This window comes from Rhizobium sp. 10N427 (genome assembly GCF_056394605.1).
Map to the genome: position 1 here is coordinate 116,385 of NZ_JBFTID010000004.1, position 20,422 is coordinate 136,806.

17 protein-coding genes are annotated in these 20,422 nt (G+C 61.3%); 13 read left to right on the plus strand and 4 right to left on the minus strand.

Annotated elements, in window-relative coordinates:
* Positions 1–7 precede the first annotated feature (7 nt).
* On the minus strand, positions 8–673 hold the full coding sequence (gene lptC / locus AC1DIJ_RS10315; protein ID WP_112385269.1) for an LPS export ABC transporter periplasmic protein LptC: 666 nt from the start codon (positions 671–673) through the stop codon (positions 8–10).
* 214 nt (positions 674–887) lie between these two features.
* On the opposite strand from lptC, the gene sppA reads away from it, so the two are divergent.
* The 3 genes from sppA (at position 888) to AC1DIJ_RS10330 (ending at position 2,610) form a co-directional block, all read left to right on the plus strand.
* On the plus strand, positions 888–1,838 hold the full coding sequence (gene sppA / locus AC1DIJ_RS10320; protein WP_112385268.1) for a signal peptide peptidase SppA: 951 nt from the start codon (positions 888–890) through the stop codon (positions 1,836–1,838).
* A gap of 29 nt (positions 1,839–1,867) precedes the next feature.
* Positions 1,868–2,167: an integration host factor subunit beta gene (locus AC1DIJ_RS10325; protein ID WP_018898213.1), complete on the plus strand. Its 300-nt coding sequence runs from the start codon at positions 1,868–1,870 to the stop codon at positions 2,165–2,167.
* Between the two features lie 110 nt (positions 2,168–2,277).
* Complete coding sequence (locus AC1DIJ_RS10330) at positions 2,278–2,610, plus strand: LapA family protein (RefSeq protein ID WP_112385267.1); 333 nt, start codon at positions 2,278–2,280, stop codon at positions 2,608–2,610.
* Here the strand turns inward: AC1DIJ_RS10330 and AC1DIJ_RS10335 are convergent, their stop codons facing one another.
* Together AC1DIJ_RS10335 and AC1DIJ_RS10340 are read right to left on the minus strand one after the other, a co-directional pair.
* Complete coding sequence (locus AC1DIJ_RS10335; protein ID WP_112385266.1) at positions 2,611–3,048, minus strand: GNAT family N-acetyltransferase; 438 nt, start codon at positions 3,046–3,048, stop codon at positions 2,611–2,613. It lies immediately after the preceding gene.
* Positions 3,049–3,094: 46 nt separating this feature from the next.
* The gene (locus AC1DIJ_RS10340) at positions 3,095–3,547 is read right to left on the minus strand and encodes an SRPBCC family protein (protein WP_112385265.1); all 453 of its coding nucleotides are present in this window, start codon (positions 3,545–3,547) and stop codon (positions 3,095–3,097) included.
* 116 nt (positions 3,548–3,663) lie between these two features.
* Between AC1DIJ_RS10340 and AC1DIJ_RS10345 the strand changes: the two genes are divergently transcribed.
* The 6 genes from AC1DIJ_RS10345 (at position 3,664) to AC1DIJ_RS10370 (ending at position 10,179) form a co-directional block, all read left to right on the plus strand.
* Entirely contained in the window at positions 3,664–4,761 is a 1,098-nt protein-coding gene (locus tag AC1DIJ_RS10345; RefSeq protein WP_112385264.1) for a class I SAM-dependent rRNA methyltransferase, read from the plus strand.
* The gene (locus tag AC1DIJ_RS10350; RefSeq protein ID WP_112385263.1) at positions 4,758–5,615 is read left to right on the plus strand and encodes a TrmH family RNA methyltransferase; all 858 of its coding nucleotides are present in this window, start codon (positions 4,758–4,760) and stop codon (positions 5,613–5,615) included. Before AC1DIJ_RS10345 ends, AC1DIJ_RS10350 begins: the two co-directional genes overlap by 4 nt.
* Entirely contained in the window at positions 5,612–6,115 is a 504-nt protein-coding gene (gene lspA / locus AC1DIJ_RS10355) for a signal peptidase II (RefSeq protein WP_112385262.1), read from the plus strand. The genes AC1DIJ_RS10350 and lspA overlap by 4 nt, the downstream gene beginning before the upstream one ends.
* A gap of 55 nt (positions 6,116–6,170) precedes the next feature.
* Positions 6,171–8,432 (plus strand): ATP-binding protein, encoded by a 2,262-nt coding sequence (locus AC1DIJ_RS10360; RefSeq protein WP_112385261.1) that lies wholly within the window; start codon positions 6,171–6,173, stop codon positions 8,430–8,432.
* Between the two features lie 104 nt (positions 8,433–8,536).
* Positions 8,537–9,412: a l-ornithine N(alpha)-acyltransferase gene (gene olsB / locus AC1DIJ_RS10365; protein ID WP_112385260.1), complete on the plus strand. Its 876-nt coding sequence runs from the start codon at positions 8,537–8,539 to the stop codon at positions 9,410–9,412.
* Between the two features lie 131 nt (positions 9,413–9,543).
* Complete coding sequence (locus AC1DIJ_RS10370; protein ID WP_112385393.1) at positions 9,544–10,179, plus strand: bleomycin resistance protein; 636 nt, start codon at positions 9,544–9,546, stop codon at positions 10,177–10,179.
* 57 nt (positions 10,180–10,236) lie between these two features.
* On the opposite strand, the gene AC1DIJ_RS10375 is transcribed toward AC1DIJ_RS10370, so the two are convergent.
* Complete coding sequence (locus tag AC1DIJ_RS10375) at positions 10,237–12,522, minus strand: NADP-dependent malic enzyme (protein WP_112385259.1); 2,286 nt, start codon at positions 12,520–12,522, stop codon at positions 10,237–10,239.
* A 302-nt stretch (positions 12,523–12,824) separates the two neighbouring features.
* On the opposite strand from AC1DIJ_RS10375, the gene mutS reads away from it, so the two are divergent.
* The 4 genes from mutS to murJ all read left to right on the plus strand — a co-directional run bounded on the left by mutS (position 12,825) and on the right by murJ (position 20,419).
* Complete coding sequence (gene mutS, locus AC1DIJ_RS10380) at positions 12,825–15,539, plus strand: DNA mismatch repair protein MutS (protein WP_477831403.1); 2,715 nt, start codon at positions 12,825–12,827, stop codon at positions 15,537–15,539.
* A gap of 11 nt (positions 15,540–15,550) precedes the next feature.
* Positions 15,551–15,823, plus strand: a complete 273-nt coding sequence (locus tag AC1DIJ_RS10385; RefSeq protein ID WP_112385257.1) for a hypothetical protein — start codon at positions 15,551–15,553, stop codon at positions 15,821–15,823.
* Positions 15,824–15,950: 127 nt separating this feature from the next.
* Positions 15,951–18,842, plus strand: a complete 2,892-nt coding sequence (locus AC1DIJ_RS10390; protein WP_112385256.1) for a [protein-PII] uridylyltransferase — start codon at positions 15,951–15,953, stop codon at positions 18,840–18,842.
* Positions 18,839–20,419, plus strand: coding sequence for a murein biosynthesis integral membrane protein MurJ (gene murJ / locus AC1DIJ_RS10395; protein WP_112385255.1), 1,581 nt, complete (start codon positions 18,839–18,841; stop codon positions 20,417–20,419). The genes AC1DIJ_RS10390 and murJ overlap by 4 nt, the downstream gene beginning before the upstream one ends.
* Positions 20,420–20,422: the final 3 nt, after the last annotated feature.

Genomic DNA, 20,422 nt, shown 5'->3' on the forward strand with positions numbered 1-20,422 from the left:
CCGGCTGTTAGGTGCCCTGTTTGCGGATGGCGGATGGATCGACGTTCATACGAACTTTCCCCTCGAACGTGATCACGCGACCCTTATCCGCCATCTTGAGGGAGTTCGCAACAACCGAAGTTCCCTCTTTCGTGATGGTAACGGGATCATCAGTCGACATGCTGCCGCCCTTGATATCGAGCTTTGCAGACTTGAAATCGGCTTTCAGTCCATTGCTCATGATAACAGTGAATGGCGAAGTCAGCGCCAGCTTGTCCGTCGCGCGGTCATAATCTGCGGAAGAGGCCTCGACGCTGGCGACCAGGCCGTCACTGACGGGAACGGCTGCCTTGATCGTCTCGAGCGTGATGAGGCTGGGGTTCTTGATATCCTGCAGTGCGCGCTCGGCGAGCATGGAATAATTGATGCCGTCGGAATTGCGGCCTGAGATCGCGGGCTTCGCCATGACGACCTTGCCGTTCTCGATCTTGGCCCCTTCGATCTTGATATTCTCCGGCAGATAGGCCCGGATCATAGAGACGGCGATGAAGATCAGCGAGATGATGACGGCGGTGACCGGCAGCAGTACTTTCAGGCGGCGGACGCGCGCGGAGTGATGCAACGCAGCGCCATAGGCGTTGCGCTCGGGTCTGGCAATTGCAGCCCCCCCGCCGCTGTTGATGGTGTTGAGCATCGGTCTGTCCGTGTCTGTTGATCGGCTTCCTATATAGGAACTACTACCGTCGATCACAGATCGTTTCGCATTATTACATTAGCTTGCCAATATGGATTTTTTTCTGCAACAAGCAACAAACGGATGAAAACGAGGTAAACCGGCATTTTCACAACACTATGCCGCCTTATCTCATGCCGCAGTGAATGAGGCCGCCGCCGGCCCTGGAGGACTTATGGACAGCTCGACGATCGCCGACCGCCGCAAACTTCGCCGGCGCCTCGGATTTTGGCGCATCGCCGCAGCGCTGCTTCTCGTCGCACTCGGCTTCTCTCTGTACCAGTTCTTCCGTGCTGATATCGAGCAGAGCCGGCCGCAGATCGCCCATGTGACGATTTCAGGACTGATCACCGACGACGACGAATTGCTGGAGCGGCTGAAGAAGATCGAGGAGAATGATCAGGTCAAGGGCGTGATCATCTCGATCTCCTCGCCAGGCGGCACGACCTATGGCGGCGAGAAGATTTTCAAGGCGATCAGGGCGATTTCAGCCAAGAAGCCTGTCGTTTCGGATGTGAGGACGCTGGCCGCTTCGGCCGGTTATATGATTGCCACGGCAGGCGATACGATCGTCGCCGGCGAGAGCTCGATCACCGGATCGATCGGCGTCATCTTCCAGTACCCGCAGATCCAGCCGCTGCTCGACAAGCTCGGCGTGTCCCTGCAGGAGATCAAGTCCTCGCCTTTGAAGGCCGAGCCCTCGCCCTTCCACAACACCAGCGAGGAAGCCAAGGCAATGATCAACAGCATGGTCCAGGACAGCTATGCCTGGTTCGTCGATCTCGTTGCCGATCGCCGGAAAATGCCACGCGATGAAGTACTTAAGCTTGCCGATGGGACGATCTATACAGGCCGCCAGGCGCTGAAGGTCAAGCTCGTCGATCAGCTCGGYGGCGACCCCGAAATTCGCGACTATCTGGCCAAGCGGGATGTCAGCAAGGACCTGCCCGTGGTCGATTGGGACAAGAAGAGCAACACGCCTTTCCTGCTCGCCGGTGCCCTTTCAAAGGTCGCGACGCTTCTTGGTTACGGCGACCTCGTCAAAAGCCAAGCGCTTGAGGGCATTCTGCCACAAAAGTTGCTCCTTGACGGGCTCGTTTCAGTTTGGCAGTTTGGCCGCGATTGATAAGAAATCAATAATTTAAGGGGGCGACCGTGATCAAGTCGGAACTGGTGCAGATAGTTGCCGCGCGCAACCCGCATCTCTATCACCGCGACGTCGAGAATATCGTCAATGCCGTTCTCGACGAGATCACCGATGCACTGGCAGCGGGCAACCGCGTCGAACTGCGCGGCTTCGGCGCCTTTTCTGTCAAGAACCGCCCATCGCGCTCCGGCCGGAACCCCCGGACCGGCGACACCGTGTTCGTCGAAGAGAAGTGGGTTCCGTTCTTCAAGACCGGCAAGGAACTGCGCGAACGGCTGAACCCCGGCCAGGCCGATCAGGACGACTGAGACCTGCCCTGCGGCGAAACCGCGCTTGAAGTTCGCCCGCCGATTCCTATTCTGCATAAAGTCTGAAAGCGCCGTTTGAACGCGGCGCTGATAATGCGCGGAGGCCATCCATGGCGAAGAAGATCACCAACCTTTTGATTTTGCTGCCGCTAGGCATCATCCTGATCATCTTCTGCGTCGCCAACCGGCAGATCGTGACGCTGGCCTTCAATCCCTTCCGGCCCGAAGATCAGGTCCTGTCACTATCAGCGCCATTCTTCGTCTTCATCTTCATCGCGCTGATCATCGGCATGTTTGCCGGCTCTGCCGCCACCTGGTTCAGCCAGGGCAAGCACCGCAAGCGGGCACGCAACGAAGCCAAGGAGGCGGTGCGCTGGCAGAGTGAGGCAGATCGCCACAAGGCGCGGGCTGAAGAGGTCGCAGGCCAGCTTCCATCGCGATAATCAGCGCGGCGGATCGAAGGTCAGCTCCTCGTACTCGCCTTCCGACGACGTGCCTCCCCCGGTAACGGCGAAGCCCCTGGATAGATAGAAGGCTTTTGCCTGGGCATTGTTGACCAGGCATTTCAGCCGGTATTTATGCCGCGGCCAGTCCGGAAGTGCGGCAAGCAGCACTGTGCCGACGCCCTTGCCCTGCCATTCCTTGCGGATATAGAGCATGTGAATGAAATCATCGGCTGCCCAGAGCGTCATGAAACCGGCGATCGTGCCATCGTCCGCCTCTGCGAGCCAGACGAGTTCGCCTTGCGTGTGAGCCGCAAAATCCTCGTGCCGGAACTTATACGGATCGACCCAGGTGAAGGTCTGGCGGCGAACCTGGAGATAAATGTCGGCCAGCTCTTCGCGATCCGAAGGCTGCGGGGTCCTGATCGTCACGTTCATGCTTCAGGCTTAGCTTAGACATCGCAAGCCGCCAATGGCCCGAGGCTCAGATCGCTGCCTTTTCCGAGACTGCCGCATTGAAATCGGCGAAGAACTGCTGTGCCAGTTTCTGCGAGGTGGAATCCACCAACCGAGCACCAAGTTGCGCAAGCTTTCCGCCGACCTGTGCCTTCGCCGCATATTGCAGGATGGTTTCGCTCCCATCTTCCTTCAACACGACATCGGCGCCGCCTTTGGCAAAGCCTGCGATACCGCCCTTGCCTTCGCCCGAGATCGTGTAGCTTTCAGGCGCGTTGATATTGGACAGCGTCACCTCGCCGTTGAAGGTGGCCGAGACCGGGCCGATCTTGATCTTGACCGTCGCCGCCAACTCGGTCGGCGAGGTCATCTCCAGCACCTGACAGCCCGGAATGCAGCGCTTGAGGATGTCTGGATCATTGAGCGCGGCCCATACGGCATCGCGCGGAGCGTTGATGCGTTCCTCTCCGGTCATATCCATTCGAAATCCTCCCATTTCGGATCGCTAAACTTATCACAGCGGGAAAGCGCTTTGCCAAGGTGAAACGGAATGCTATTTGCACGGGCTCTATCGAATTGAAGACGCGGAACACCACGTTGAAACAAAAAGAACGCCGGCCGGGCGCAAAGACGCCTTCCGGCTCCCCCGGCCACCGCCGCAACGACGAGCGCCCCAACCGCCCGGCAAAGCCCGCAGCGAAACCTGCGGCTGCCCGTGAAACAGTGCGCGAAGCCGCAACGAGCCCTGCTATCGAACGCCCGTTGCAGACCCGGACGGGCGACCGGCCAGCTGAGCGCGTGCCTGTCATCCTGGAATCGCTGGGTGCCGGCGATTTCCACCTGATCGACAGCGGCAACGGCCAGAAACTCGAACAATACGGGCCCTATCGCATCATCCGCCCCGAGGGACAGGCGCTGTGGCAGCCGTCACTTCCCCCGCATGTCTGGGAAAAGGTCGATGCCGCCTTCACCGGTGACGTCGATGAAGAAGGCACCGGCCGCTGGCGTTTTCCGAAGGACGCGCTCGGCGAAACCTGGCCGCTCCATTTGCTCGGCGTCGATTTCTTCGGCCGCTTCACGTCGTTCCGGCATGTCGGCGTATTTCCGGAACAAATCGTCCATTGGGCCTGGATGAAGGAACAGGTCGAGCAGGCCGGCAGGCCGCTCAAGGTGCTGAACCTCTTTGGCTATACCGGTGTCGCCTCGCTGGTGGCGGCTGCAGCCGGTGCCGAAGTCACCCATGTCGATGCCTCGAAGAAGGCAATCGGCTGGGCACGCGAGAACCAGGCGCTCGGACGGATGGAAAAGCTGCCGATCCGCTGGATCTGCGAAGACGCGATGAAGTTCATCCTGCGCGAGGAGCGCCGCGGCAACACCTATGACATCATCCTGACGGATCCGCCGAAATTCGGCCGCGGGCCGAATGGCGAGGTCTGGCACCTCTTCGAGCATCTGCCTCTGATGCTTGACATCTGCCGCGGCATCCTGTCGCCCAAGGCCGTCGGCCTGGTGCTGACCGCCTACTCGATCCGCGCCAGCTTCTATTCGATCCACGAACTGATGCGCGAAACGATGCGCGGCGCCGGTGGCGTCGTCGAATCCGGCGAACTGGTGATCCGCGAAGGCGGTCTCGACGGCAAGACGCCGGGCCGCGCCCTTTCTACGTCTCTCTTCTCCCGCTGGGTGCCGAAATGAATGAATACCACGATCGCGGACCCCGCCGGGTCGGCCAGGTGAAGGAAGTCACCTCGCTTGCCAATCCGATTATCAAGGACATTAAGGCGCTCAGCGACAAGAAGACCCGCGAGCAGAGCGGCACCTTCATGGCCGAGGGCCTGAAGCTCGTGATCGACGCGATCGAGCTCGGCTGGACGATCCGCACCCTGGTCTATGCCAAGGCCGCGAAGGGCAAGCCGCTGGTCGAGCAGATGGCGGCAAAGACCGTCGCCTCGGGCGGGCTAGTGCTTGAGGTGAGCGAGAAAGTGCTTTCCTCGGTCACGCGCCGCGACAATCCGCAAATGGTCGTCGGCATCTTCGAGACCCGCTGGAAGCCATTGCGTGATATCCATCCCCAGCAGGGCGAAACCTGGATCGCACTCGACCGCGTCCGCGATCCCGGCAATCTCGGCACGATCATTCGCACCGCCGATGCAGCAGGCGCCTCCGGCGTCATCCTTGTCGGCGAAACGACGGATCCTTTCTCGCTGGAGACCGTGCGCGCCACCATGGGCTCGGTCTTTGCCGTGCCGGTCACCCGCGCTTCTCCCGAGGACTTCATTGCCTGGAAGAAGACGGCCGGTGTTTCGGTGGTCGCAACGCATCTTGCCGGATCGGTGGACTACCGCACGATCGACTACAAGAAGAAGCCCGTTGTTATCCTGATGGGCAACGAGCAATCCGGTCTGCCGGATCAGCTTGCAAGCCAGGCCGATGCCCTTGCCCGCATTCCGCAGCAGGGCCTTGCCGACTCGCTCAACCTTGCCGTTGCCAGCGCCGTTATGCTCTTCGAGGCCAGGCGGCACCTTCTCTCATTGTCCGAGGCAAAATGACCGAACAGACGCTCCCGCGCCCGGCCCTCTTTTCGCGCCCGCTGCCGATCTTGCTGTTCATCGTGGTGGCAGTGATCCTCGATCAGGCTGTGAAGATTACCGTCGATCACTATCTGCCGCTGCAGGAGATGGTTCCGGTCATTCCGATGCTGGCGCTCTATAGAACCTACAATCTCGGTGTCGCCTTCTCGATGCTCTCGGGTATGGACGGCTGGTTCATCGTGGGAATGCGCCTGATCATTGTCGCCTTCGTGATCTGGATGTGGCATCGCACAGCGAAGGACCGCTGGATCGCGCATACCGGCTTCGCGCTGATCATTGCCGGCGCGCTCGGCAACCTCTTCGACCGCTTTCTCTACGGGCACGTGATCGATTATATCCTGTTTCATACCGAAACATGGTCGTTCGCAGTTTTCAATCTTGCCGATAGTTTTATCACCGTCGGCGCGGGATGCGTGATTCTTGACGAGTTGCTGCAACCGAAAAAGGCCGAAAGCTAAAATTTTAGCTTTTTCCTGAAGGCATTCGGAAGAGCGCCTATGTTAGCCAGCATTCATGCAAAGCTTGGCTCAACTGCAGGAAAGATTGACCGCGGCATTCGGTCCCGCCAAACCGCAGGCAATGCGGACGGCGGATGATAACCTGCAATCCAAGGCTGACGCGCTGCCCGAACACCGGAAGCGGCCGCTTCGCAGCATTGTGTCATATTGGCTCGGTGGCGCCGGTCTGATTGCGGCCTGCCTCCTCATTTTTCTCGGACAGGCAGGCGGCATTCTGTTTCTATCCGCCGGACTTGCCTTCATTGCTGTCGTGTTGATCGCCTATGCCGCCGCGTCGAGCCGCAAGACGAATTCCCGTCTGGCCGCGAAGACCGGACATGAGCGCGTACCGGCCAGCGAGGCAGCAGATCTTTTTGCCAATGTCCACGACGTACTTGGCGATATCACCGTTACCCGCAGCATCGACCGGCGAATCCTTGGCGCCAACGCGACGTTCCGGCGTCTCACCGGGCGGCTGAAGCCGGAAGGCCAGACCTGTGAGGAAATCGGCATTGCCTTTCGCCCCGGCGCCGAACCGCATCGCTTCGACGTCGAGATCTCGACGCCGGAGGGACAGCGCATCTTCGTCTGGAACGACGTCGTCACCCGCGACCCCACGAGCGGCAATCTGCTGATCCAGAGCGTTGCCCGGGACGTGACCGCCGAGCGCCTGACGGCACAGGCCCGCGAAGAGGCGCGGCAGAAGGCGGAATACAACAGCGCGGCAAAGTCGCGTCTGCTTGCCACCGTCAGCCACGAAATCCGCACGCCACTATCCGGCATTCTCGGCATGACGCATCTGCTGACCCAGGCGCAGATGACGCAGGAGCAGCAGAATTATATCGGCGGCATCCGCCAGTCCGGCCACGCGCTGACGCAGCTGGTTGAAGACCTGCTCGATTTCTCGACCATCGAAGTCGGCCGTTTCCAGCTGCGGCCGCGATCGGAATCGCTCCGGCAGTTGCTGGAGAGCGTCGTCGAGATGCTGGCGCATCGCGCCCATGAGAAGGATATCGAGATCGGCGCGACCGTGTCTTCGGATGTCCCCGAATTCATGAGCTTCGATCCGGCCCGTCTTCGCCAGGTGCTATTCAACGTTATCGGCAACGCGGTAAAATTCACCCAGGCCGGCGGCGTCTTCATCCGCGCGGCCCTGACGGACGACGAACTCGTCATCACCGTGACCGACACCGGACCCGGCATGACGGCGGAGGAGCAGTCGCGGATTTTTGCCGAATTCGAACAGGGAGGAACGATGATGGAAAAGAGCGGCGGCACCGGGCTTGGGCTGACGATCTCCGCCCGCATCATGCGCGAATTCGGCGGCTCGCTGACGGTTGCCAGCGAAAAGGGCAAAGGCAGTGAATTCACCATCCGCTTCCCGGCAGGCATGACTGAAGAAAGCCGCGGACGGCGCAAAGGGCTGCTGGCAGGAAACACGGTCCTATTGCTCGCACCGGCCGGTGCGGCGCGGGCCGCTATAGCTGAGACGGTGACGGCACTCGGCGGCGATTGCCACCTCGTCGAAGACGGCGAGACGGCGCGCGAGACGCTGCTTTACATGGCCGGTCGCGGACAACGCCCGACCGACATTATCATCGATCATCGGCTATCGGCCGAGTTCTCCAGCCACCTTGCCGATCGCGCCGACATTGCAGCGCTCGGCCTGCGCAAGATCCTGCTCGTCAATCCGGAAGAACGCAATTCCCATGCGCTCGATCTCTTCGACGCCTGGCTGATCCGGCCGCTGCGCGAGCAGTCGTTGATCGACGTACTGCGCGGCCGTATGCGCGGCATGGAAAAGCGCGACGCTCTGAACGACAATCAGCCAGGCTTCAGCGCCTCGATCCCGGAAGCCAGCCAGCAGCACGGACTGAATATCCTGCTTGGCGAAGACGATCCGATCAACGCGATGCTTGTGCGTGCGATGCTGGAAAAGGGGGGGCACACCGTCCGCCATGTCGAGGACTTCGAGGCGCTGCTCGATGGCGCCCTGTCCGAGAACGGCAGCAGGCCTGATATCATCATCAGCGACCTGACCATGCCGGGCGGCGAAGGTGTTGACATGATCGGCCGTCTGCGTGGTCACGAGCGGCGGCTCGACCTGCTGCCGGTGCCGGTCATCGTGCTGACGGCGGACAAGCGGGACGAGTCGCGCCGCGCGGTTCTGCTCGCCGGGGCCAACCGCGTCATGATCAAGCCCATCGATCCCATCCGGCTACTGACCGAGGTCCAGGCCGTCGCCGCGCTCTCCGCAAGACGCGCCGAAGCGCTCTGATGATGAGTGACACCAGCTGCATTTTTCCGTAACATTGATGTCACTTTCCTGTCGCACATTAGTGTTTTATGGCAGCTCATGAGCCGGCAACGGGAGAATCGTCAATGGACATCGACACCTTGAATCGTGAGACATTGGTGGAGGCCACACGGCCGGCAACTTCGGCCCCGCCGAAAGAAAGCGACGTTCTCGGCCGCATCGGCAACCTCGAAACCCGGCTGGCCCGCACTGCAAGCGAAATCGACGCTTCGCAGCATGTCCGCTACCGCGTTTTTGTCGAGGAAATGGGCGCGCAGCTTCCGGCGGAGACAATGCGCCGCGAGCGCGACGTCGATGCCTATGACGCCTTCTGCGACCATCTGCTCGTTCTCGACCGCTCGATCGAGGGTGACAGCGAAGACCAGATCGTCGGCACCTACCGCCTGCTGCGGCAGGACGTCGCAATGGCGAATGGTGGTTTTTACTCGGCTTCCGAATTTGCGATCGGCGACCTGCTCGCCCGCCACCCCGACAAGAAGTTCATGGAACTCGGCCGCTCCTGCGTGCTGCCCGCCTACCGCACCAAGCGCACGGTCGAGCTTCTCTGGCAGGGCAACTGGGCGTACGCCCTGAAGCATGGTGTCAGCGCGATGTTCGGTTGCGCATCGTTTCCGGGCGTTCATCCGGAAAGCCATGCACTGGCGCTTTCCTTCCTGCACCACACGGTCGTTGCCAAGGACGAGTGGGCTGTCGATGCCCTGCCGCATATGGCACGCGCCATGGATCTGATGCCGCCGGAGGCGGTGAACCCGAAGAAGGCGCTGATGGCGCTGCCGCCGCTGATCAAGGGCTATCTGCGCCTCGGCGCCATGGTCGGGTCGACCGCCGTCGTCGACCACGCCTTCAACACCACCGACGTGCTGATCGTGCTGCCGATCTCCAGCATCTCGGACCGCTACCTGAACTACTACGGCGCCGACGCCGGACGTTTTGCGAGCTGATAGCAGTGGGCAGGCGCCGTCACTCTTGACGGCGCCTGGTTGGACATTCATCCTGAAGTCAGCGTTTCAGTAGGGCGCATCGGCATGGTGCCGGCTGGGCTATGCCCGCCTACGATCTTCAACGTTGCGCCATGCCCAATTTCGAAAACCTCAAGAAAAAAGCCAAGCAGTTCAAACGCTGGCATCAGGATCGTTATTATCCTGTTGCTGCGGAAATTGGATATTGGCTCCCGCGCTTCAGGCACCTTGACGACAAGGCTATCCTCAACGCCGAGTTCAAGCTGGTTGATGCTCAAGAGCTGGTTGCCGCCATGGAGGGCTTTGAAAGCTGGGCCGCGCTGAAAGAGGGACTTAGCGAAATGAGTTCAGCAGCCAAGCAGCAATCCCCATCAACGCCTCGAATGATCGATTCACAGCCTCAGCTGTTCGTGAGCGACATCGATTCATCTCTCGCATTTTATGCCCAGAAGCTGAAATTCGAGACTATCTTCGCCTACGGCAATCCGCCCTTCTATGCCCAGGTCGCCCGTGACGCTGCGAAGCTGAATATCCGGCACGTCGATATCCCAGCCTTCAGCATTGAATTTCGGCGCCAGGAAATCGATGCGCTCTCGGCAACGATCACTGTCGACGATGTAAAGGCATTATTTCTGGAATATACGGCAGCCGGCGTTCCATTTTATCAGAGCCTGAAAACGGAGCCTTGGGGCGCGCGCACTTTCATCGTGCGCGATCCCGATGGCAACCTGATCATGTTCGCGGGTTGAGGACAGACTGAACAAAGCGGATGTGTCGCCCATTCCGCCTTGTCATTGCTATTCGCTTTACGACCCGGCCGCATAGGCGGCAATTGCCGCCATGTTGACGATGTCGCTGTCCTTGGCGCCCATCGAGGTGATCTGGACGGCCTTGTCGAGGCCGACGAGGATCGGGCCGATGACGGTGGAGCCGCCGAGTTCCTGCAGCATCTTGGTGCTGATGGAGGCCGAGTGGAAGGCCGGCATGACGAGGACATTGGCCGGGCCGGACAGGCGGCAGAACGGATACTGCTCCATCGCCTTGCGATTCAGCGCCACGTCCGCCGACATTTCGCCGTCATACTCGAAATCAACCCGGCGCTTGTCGAGGATCTTCACCGCCTCGCGTACGCGCTCGGAGCGCTCACCCGATGGATGGCCGAAGGTGGAGTAGGCGAGCATGGCGACGCGCGGCTGATACCCCATGCGGCGGGCGAGACCGGCGGCTTCCTCGGCGATATCGGCGAGCTCCTCAGCCGTCGGCATGTCATGCACGGCGGTATCTGCAACGAAGACGGTGCGGCCGCGCGCAAGCACCAGCGACACGCCGATAACCCGATGACCCGGCTTCTCATCGATGCAGCGGCGGACATCTTCCAACGCCGTCGAGTAGTTGCGAGTGATACCCGTTACCATGCCGTCGGCATCGCCGAGCGCCACCATGGTTGCCGCGAAATGGTTGCGGTCGTTGTGGATCAGGCGCTGCGCATCGCGGTGGAGGTAGCCCTTCCGCTGCAGGCGGGCATAGAGATAGTCAATATAGGCTTCGACGCGGGTCGAGATGCGGGCGTTGACGATTTCCAGACCGGGACGGTTGAGATCGATGCCGGCGCGCTCGGCCGTTGCCTTGATCAGGTCCTCGCGGCCAAGAAGGATCGCGGTGCCGAGCTGCTGGTTGGCATAAGAGAGCGCGGCGCGCATCACCTGCTCTTCTTCCGCCTCGGCAAAGACGACACGCTTCGGACGGCGGCGGACGCGCTCGTAGAGGCTCGCGAGCGTCGAGGCGATCGGGTCGCGGCGGGCGGAGAGCTCGCGGCGATAGCCGTCCATATCGGTAATGACCTTGCGGGCCACACCGCTTTCGATGGCAGCTTCCGCGACCGCGGCCGGGATCGCCGAGATCAGCCGCGGATCGAAGGGAACCGGGATGATGTACTGGGCGCCGAAGCGCGGGCGATTGCCTTGATAGGCTGCAACGACGTCATCGGGCACATCCTCGCGAGCGAGGCTGGCAAGCGCCTTGACGGCGGCAATCTTCATGTCGTCGTTGATCGTCGTGGCGCGAACATCGAGCGCGCCGCGGAAGATATAAGGGAAGCCGAGGACGTTGTTGACCTGGTTCGGATAGTCCGAGCGGCCGGTCGCCATGATTGCGTCGTCGCGGATGCGGGCGACTTCTTCAGGTGTGATTTCAGGATCCGGGTTCGCCATCGCGAAAATGATCGGCCGATCGGCCATCGAGCGGATCATGTCTTCCGAGAAGGCGCCCTTCTGCGACAGGCCGAAGACGACGTCGGCACCCTTCATCGCTTCTTTCAGCGTGCGGGCCTTGGTCTTGACGGCATGGGCCGACTTCCACTGGTTCATGCCCTCGGTGCGGCCTTGGTAGATCACGCCCTTGGTGTCGCAGAGCACGATGTTTTCCGACGCGAAACCCATCGCCTTGATGAGTTCGACGCAGGCGATCGCGGCGGCTCCGGCCCCGTTGCAGACGAGCTTCGTCGTCTTCAGGTCACGGCCGGTGAGCTCCAGCGCGTTGATCAGGCCGGCGGCGGCGATGATTGCGGTGCCGTGCTGGTCGTCGTGGAAAACCGGGATGTCCATCAGCTCGCGCAGGCGCTGCTCGATGATGAAACAGTCCGGCGCCTTGATATCTTCGAGGTTGATGCCGCCGAAGGACGGGCCGAGGAAGCGGACGCAATTGATGAACTCGTCGACATTCTCGGTATCGACTTCAAGGTCGATTGAATCGACATCGGCGAAACGCTTGAAAAGGACCGACTTGCCTTCCATGACCGGCTTGGACGCCAAAGCGCCGAGATTACCGAGACCGAGAATGGCCGTACCGTTGGAAATGACGGCCACCATGTTGCCACGCGTCGTGTAGTCGTAGGCAGTGGCGGGATCGGCGGCGATCGCCTTGACCGGAACGGCGACACCAGGCGAATAGGCCAATGAGAGATCACGCTGTGTCGCCATCGGCTTGGTTGGATTGACCTCGAGCTTGCCCGGCCGCCCCATTGAGTGGAAGTCCAGCGCTTCCTTGTCGGTGATGCCGTTGGCGGGGCGCTGCTTGCTGTTCATGTCGGGCATATGTCCTCCAAATCTCCTGGCAACCATCTTCGATTGCGCCGTTATCCCTCTATAGACACGCTTATTTGGGCCGACACGACGCCTTGCGAAAAAGCCGTACGGCTACAATCGATTAAAATATCCGCCGGAGCTGACAGGTGTCCCCTCAAGGGGTTCCTGACCTCGCGGTTCGCCGAATACCTCCCTCAATCCTCCTGTGGGCTAACGGCTCCCATTTCCCGATAGCTGTTGTCTTCTATAGCCGCGCTTCGATAGGGTGGCACCTGTTTTTTAGGGAAAAGCCGACCGACGTGAACGACAGAATGGATCCTCGACACGAAGCCTTTTCGGCTGCCGAACTTTCGACGGAGGAAAGCCGCGCCTCGGCGACGCCGATGATGGAGCAGTTCATCGAGATCAAGGCGAACAATCCGGATTCGCTGCTCTTCTACCGCATGGGCGATTTCTACGAGCTGTTCTTCGAGGACGCGCTCGATGCCTCACGCGCGCTCGGCATCACGCTGACAAAGCGCGGCCAGCATATGGGTCAGGATATCCCGATGTGCGGCGTTCCTGTCCATGCCGCCGACGATTACCTGCAGAGGCTGATCGGCCTTGGTTTCCGCGTTGCCGTCTGCGAACAGGTGGAAGATCCGGCGGAAGCCAAGAAGCGCGGATCGAAATCGGTCGTCAAACGCGATGTCGTCCGCCTGGTGACGCCGGGCACGATCACCGAAGAGAAGCTGCTTTCGCCATCGGAATCGAATTATCTGATGGCGCTCACTCGTATCCGCGGCGCATCCGAACCGCTGATGGCCCTTGCCTGGATCGACATTTCAACCGGTGTTTTCCGTCTCGCCGAAACAGAGAGCTCCCGCCTGCTGGCTGACATCCTGCGCATCGAACCGCGCGAGCTGATCGTGCCGGATACGATGTTCTACGACCCGGAACTAAAGCCTGTTTTCGATGTGCTTGGCCGGGTGGCCGTGCCGCAGCCGGGCGTGCTGTTCGACAGCGCGACGGCAGAGGGCCGCATCACCCGTTATTTCGGCGTCTCGACGCTCGATGGCTTCGGGACTTTCTCGCGGGCAGAACTTGCGGCTGCGGCCGCCGCTGTCGCCTATGTCGAGAAGACCCAAATCGCCGAGCGGCCGCCGCTTGGAAAGCCCGAGCGCGAGAGCGGCGCTTCGACGTTGTTCATCGATCCGGCGACCCGCGCCAATCTCGAACTGGCGAAGACGCTCTCGGGAGACCGCAACGGATCGCTCCTGAAGGCTATCGACCGTACAGTTACCGGTGGTGGCGCACGGTTGCTCGCCGAGCGGCTGATGTCGCCGCTGACCGATCCGGCAAGGATCAACGAGCGGCTGGATTCAATCGGCTTTCTGATCGAAGAGCCGTCACTTTGCGGCGATCTGCGGGACGCCTTGAGGCATGTGCCGGATATGCCGCGTGCGCTTTCCCGCCTGGCGCTCGATCGTGGCGGACCGCGCGACCTCTGGGCGATCCGCCAGGGCCTTGGTGCCGCCAGCGAACTGGCGCGCCGTCTTTCGGATGCCCTGTTACCCGCAGAACTCGATAGCGCCTCGACCGAGCTTCGTGCGCTTCCGCCCGCGCTGGAAGCCCTGCTCGGCGAGACGCTGGCCGACGAATTGCCGCTGCTGAAGCGCGATGGCGGCTTCCTGCGCGATGGTGCGGATGCCGAGCTCGACGAAGTCCGGGCACTGCGCGACCAGTCCCGCCGCGTGATTGCCGGACTGCAGCTGCAATATGCAGATGAGACCGGCATCAAGTCGCTAAAGATCAAGCATAACAATGTGCTCGGCTATTTCATCGAGGTGACGGCGGGCAATGCCGGGCCGATGACGGATACCGCCGAAGCCAAGGCGCGCTTCATCCATCGCCAGACGATGGCCAATGCCATGCGTTTCACGACGACCGAGCTTGCCGATCTCGAAAGCCGTATTGCCAACGCCGCCGACCGGGCGCTGCAGATCGAGCTGAAGGCCTTCGACCAGATGACCGCGGCCGTCGTTGCCGAGGCCGAAGCTATCAAGGCTGGCGCCCGGGCGCTCGCGATCATCGACGTTGCCGCGGCCTTGGCCCTGCTCGCCGACGAGCAGGCCTATTGCCGCCCGATGGTCGATGGCTCGAAGATGTTTGCGATCGAAGGTGGCAGGCATCCTGTCGTCGAGCAAGCGCTGCGCCGCCAGTCGTCCGGGCCCTTCGTCGCCAACAATTGTGATCTGTCTCCCGCTTCCGACGGCAAGGACGGCGCCATTTGGCTGCTCACCGGCCCGAACATGGGCGGTAAGTCGACCTTCCTGCGCCAAAACGCCCTGATTGCGATCCTGGCGCAGATGGGCTGTTTCGTTCCGGCGGCATCGGCGCATATCGGCATCGTCGACCGGCTGTTTTCCCGCGTCGGCGCATCCGACGACCTCGCCCGTGGCCGCTCGACCTTCATGGTCGAGATGGTCGAGACCGCGGCGATCCTCAATCAGGCTACGGAGCGCTCGCTCGTGATCCTCGATGAAATCGGCCGCGGAACGGCGACGTTCGACGGCCTGTCGATCGCCTGGGCCGCTGTCGAGCATCTGCATGAGGCCAACCGGTGCCGTGGCCTCTTCGCCACGCACTTTCATGAGCTTACGGTTCTGTCGGAAAAGCTTGCCCGGCTATCGAACGCCACGATGCGCGTGAAGGAATGGGATGGCGACGTGATCTTCCTGCATGAAGTCGGCCCGGGCGCGGCGGATCGCTCCTATGGCATCCAGGTTGCACGGCTGGCCGGGTTGCCGGCCTCGGTGGTTGCCCGCGCGCGCGACGTGCTGACGCGTCTTGAGGACGCCGACCGCAAGAACCCGGCGAGCCAGTTGATCGACGACCTGCCACTTTTCCAGGTGGCGGTGCGCCGCGAAGATGGCAATCGCGGGCCGTCGAAGGTCGAGGAAGCGCTGAAAGGCATGAGCCTTGACGACATGACGCCGCGCGAGGCGCTGGACGCGCTTTACGCCCTCAAGAAGCAAGTGAAGTAGGAGCCCGCCGGATGTTCATGCGCAGCCTCGTCCGCGAGACACAGCGGCTTTCCGATATGTTCACGATCCTCGAGGCGCTGCGCAAGGCCGACGAGCATGGCAATCCGCGGGGCTGGAACTCGCCCTATGGCCTACTGGAAGTGACCCGCAGCTGCGCACTGATCTGCGAACTGGCGTCGATGATCGCCAAGGCGGGATACCGCGAATGCGACAGGCCGACGCTCGAGGCGATCACCGGTGAAGCCCGGCAGGTGCTGTATTCGGTCCAGGCCCAGGCCGCCTGAAAGCCGGCGCCCGCCGAACTTGCGGCAAACCGCCTCGCCACAGCCCGCGCCAACACCTTTTCGCCAAAATTAAAGGTTCTTGAGGTATGAAGCCGGTGTCATTCGCCGGGCAGAGAGGCTATAGCGCATGCAGACGAAACGAGAGGCGCAGAACGATCAAGCCGCGCCGCGCGAACAGAGCATGGCGAAGCAAGACATCGACTTTTCCAGCATTCTTGATACCGCCTACCTGCAGAGCCAGTGCGACGCCGTCGCCGAGGCCAACAGGAACCGGCCGGATCTACTGCGCTCCGACCTTCTGGCGCTTCTCAAGAAAGCGAGCACAGAGGGCCGCCAGAAAGCCCGGACACTGCTTTCGGAAGACGGCAGCGGACTGAATTGCGCTTACCGCATCTCCTGGCTTCAAGACCAGATCATCGCGGTCCTCTACAATTTCGCGATCACCCACGTGTTTCCGAAGCAGAAGGACAAGTTCGCGGTGACCGCGGTCGGCGGCTATGGCCGAGACACGCTGGCGCCGGGTTCCGATATCGACCTGCTATTCCTCTTCCTGCCGAAGCCGAGTGAAGAGACCCACAAGGCGGTCGAGTTCATGCTCTACATCCTCTGGGACATGGGCTTCAAAGTCGGCCACGCGACCCGCACCGTCGAAGAATGTATCGCGCTGTCGAAATCCGACATGACCATACGCACGGCGATCCTCGAAATGCGCTATATCTGCGGCCTCCAATCGCTGGAGACCGATCTCGAAGCGCGCTTCGACAAGGAAATCGTCACCGGCACCGGCCCGGAATTCATCGCCGCCAAGCTTGCCGAGCGCGACGAGCGCCACCGCAAGGCCGGCGACACGCGCTATCTCGTCGAGCCCAACGTCAAGGAAGGCAAAGGCGGTCTGCGCGACCTGCACACGCTCTTCTGGATCTCCAAATACTACTATCACGTCCGCGATCCCGCAGAGCTCATCAAGCTCGGCGTTCTCTCGAAGCAGGAATACCGGCTCTTGATGCGCGCCGAGGATTTCCTCTGGGCCGTGCGCTGCCATATGCACTTCCTGACCAACAAGGCGGAAGAGCGGCTTTCCTTCGACATCCAGCGCGAGATTGCCGAAGCGCTGGGCTATCAGCCGCGCCCTGGCCTTTCGGCCGTCGAGCGCTTCATGAAGCACTACTTTCTGGTGGCCAAGGATGTCGGTGATCTGACGCGCATTCTCTGCGCCGCGCTCGAAGACCAGCAGGCGAAGTCGACCCCGGGACTGAGCGGCGTGCTGAGCCGCTTCACGCACCGGACCCGCAAGATCGCCGGAAGTGCGGAATTCGTTGAAGATCGCGGCCGCATCACGCTTGCCGATCCTGAGGTATTCAAGCGTGACCCTGTCGCCATCATCCGGCTCTTCCATGTGGCCGATCTGAATGGACTGGAATTCCATCCCGATGCCCTGAAGCGGGTCAGCCGCTCGCTCGGCCTGATCGACAACGATCTGCGCGACAACGAGGATGCGAACCGGCTTTTCCTGTCGATCCTAACATCACACCGCGATCCTGCGCTGATCCTCCGGCGGATGAACGAGGCCGGCGTGCTTGGCCGCTTCATTCCCGAGTTCGGCAAGATCGTCGCGATGATGCAGTTCAACATGTATCACCACTATACGGTGGACGAGCATCTGATCCGCAGCGTCGATGTTCTCTCGGAAATCGACAAAGGCAAGGCCGAGGAACTGCACCCGCTTTCCAACAAGCTGATGCCGGGCATCGAGGACCGTGACTCGCTCTATGTCGCGGTGCTGCTGCACGACATTGCCAAGGGCCGCCAGGAAGATCATTCGATTGCCGGCGCCCGCGTTGCCCGCAAACTCTGCGCGCGCTTCGGCCTGTCGCAGAAGCAGACCGAGATGGTGGTCTGGCTGATCGAGGAACATCTGACGATGTCTATGGTCGCACAGACCCGCGACCTGACGGACCGCAAGACGATCACCGATTTTGCCGATCGCGTGCAGTCGCTGGAACGGTTAAAGATGCTGCTGATCCTGACGATCTGCGATATTCGCGCTGTCGGCCCCGGTGTCTGGAATGGCTGGAAGGGGCAGCTGCTGCGCACGCTCTATTACGAGACTGAGCTGCTGCTTGCCGGCGGCTTCTCTGAAGTATCGCGCAAGGAGCGCGCCGGTTTCGCCGCCGAAGCATTGTTCAACGCGCTCTCCGACTGGACGCAGAAGGACCGCAAGACCTACACGAAGCTGCACTACCAGCCCTACCTGCTTTCCGTTCCGCTGGAAGACCAGGTGCGCCACGCGCATTTCATCCGGCAGACCGACAAGGCTGGTCAGGCGCTGGCGACTACTGTCCGGACCGACAGCTTCCATGCGATCACCGAGATCACCGTGCTGTCACCCGACCATCCGCGCCTGCTTGCCGTCATCGCCGGCGCCTGCGCTGCAGCGGGTGCGAACATCGTCGATGCGCAGATCTTCACGACATCGGACGGACGCGCGCTCGACACGATCCATGTGAGCCGCGAATTTCCCAATGACGAGGACGAGCTGCGCCGTGCGGCGACGATCGGCCGGATGATCGAGGACGTGCTTTCGGGCCGCAAGCGGCTGCCTGAAGTCATCGCGACACGCACCAAGAATCGCAAGAAGAGCAAGGCCTTCGTCATTCCGCCGTCGGTCAACATCACCAACAACCTGTCGAACAAGTTCACCGTCATCGAGGTCGAATGCCTCGACCGCGCCGGTCTGCTGTCGGAAATCACCGCCGTGCTGTCCGATCTGTCACTCGACATTCAATCCGCCCGCATCACAACATTCGGCGAGAAGGTGATCGATACCTTCTACGTCACAGACCTCGTCGGTCAGAAGATCACCAGCGACAGCAAGCGCTCCAACATCACCGCCCGGCTGAAAGCCGTCATGGCGGGTGAAGAGGACGAACTGCGCGAGCGCATGCCTTCGGGCATCATCGCACCTGCCGCCACCAGGACTTCGCAGCCGAACGACAAGAAAGCCGGTTCGCCCGCATGAGCCTTGTCAAGAAATTTGCCACCGTCGGCGGCGCCACCCTCGGCAGCCGTATCTTCGGGTTTGCCCGCGAAACGCTAATGGCCGCCGCCCTCGGCACCGGGCCGATGGCCGACGTGTTCTACGCCGCCTTCCGCTTCCCGAACCTCTTCCGGCGGCTGTTCGCCGAAGGCGCATTCAATGCAGCCTTCGTGCCGCTGTTTGCAAAGGAGATCGAGGCGAATGGCACCGATGGCGCCAAACGCTTCTCGGAGGAAGTCTTCGGCGTGCTCTTCTCGGTACTGCTGCTCATCACCATCGTGATGGAGCTCTGCATGCCGCTTCTGGTGCGCTTCATCATCGCGCCGGGTTTCACCGACGATCCGGACAAGTTCTCGATCACGGTGCGCATGGCGGCGGTGATGTTCCCGTATCTGATGTGCATGTCGCTGACGGCGATGATGAGCGGGATGCTGAATTCGCTGCATCACTTCTTTGCCGCGGCGGTTGCCCCTGTTTTCCTCAATGTCGTCATGATCGGTGCGCTGTTTTATGCGCTCTACACGGGCTCCGAGCCGCTGCAGACGGCTTGGTATCTCTCCTGGGGCGTACTTGCTGCAGGTATCCTGCAGCTCGCCGTCGTCTATATCGGCGTCATCCATGCCGGCATGAGTATCGGCCTGCGCCGTCCGCGCATGACGCCCAACGTCAAGCGATTGCTGATCCTCGCGGTTCCCGCAGCCGTCACCGGCGGTATAACCCAGATCAACCAGATGATCGGCCAGGCGATCGCCTCATCGCGCGAAGGTGCGATTGCAGCGCTTCAATATGCCGACCGTATCTATCAGCTGCCGCTCGGTGTCGTCGGCGTTGCGGTCGGCGTTGTCCTGCTGCCGGAGCTGGCGCGCGCGCTCAAGGGCGGCAATCTGCGCGAAGCCGGCAATCTGCAGAACCGCTCGATCGAATTCGTGCTGTTCCTGACGATCCCGGCTGCCTTCGCCCTCTGGATTCTCTCCGACGAGATCATCCGCGTGCTCTACGAGCGTGGCGCATTCCACCAGGAAAACACTGCCATCGTCGGCTCGATCCTGGCGATCTACGGTATCGGCCTTCCGGCTTTCGTGCTCATCAAGGCCTTGCAGCCGGGCTTCTATGCGCGCGAGGACACCAAGACGCCTATGCGGTTTTCAGCTGTTGCCGTCGGCGTCAACTGCGCAACGGCGCTGACGCTGTTCCCGCATCTTGGCGCCCCCGGCATCGCCGTTGCCGAGGCGACTGCGGGCTGGATCAGCACGGTGCTGCTGTTCACCACTCTTATTCTGCGCGGCCACCTCGCGTGGGAATGGGCGTTGGCTCGGCGCGCTGCGCTGCTCGTCGTCTCGGCCGCCGTCATGGGTGGCGTCATCATCTATCTGCAACATCGCTGGGAGCCGTGGCTCGCCTCAAGCGCTCATCTGACAACCAAGATCGGCACGCTGGGACTGCTGATTGCGATCTCGATGATCGTCTATTTCGCCACGGCATTCCTGATCGGCGGCGCCGATCTCGGCATGATCCGCCGCAACCTCAACCGCAAGCCGGCACCTTCCACCGAAGGCTGAGGC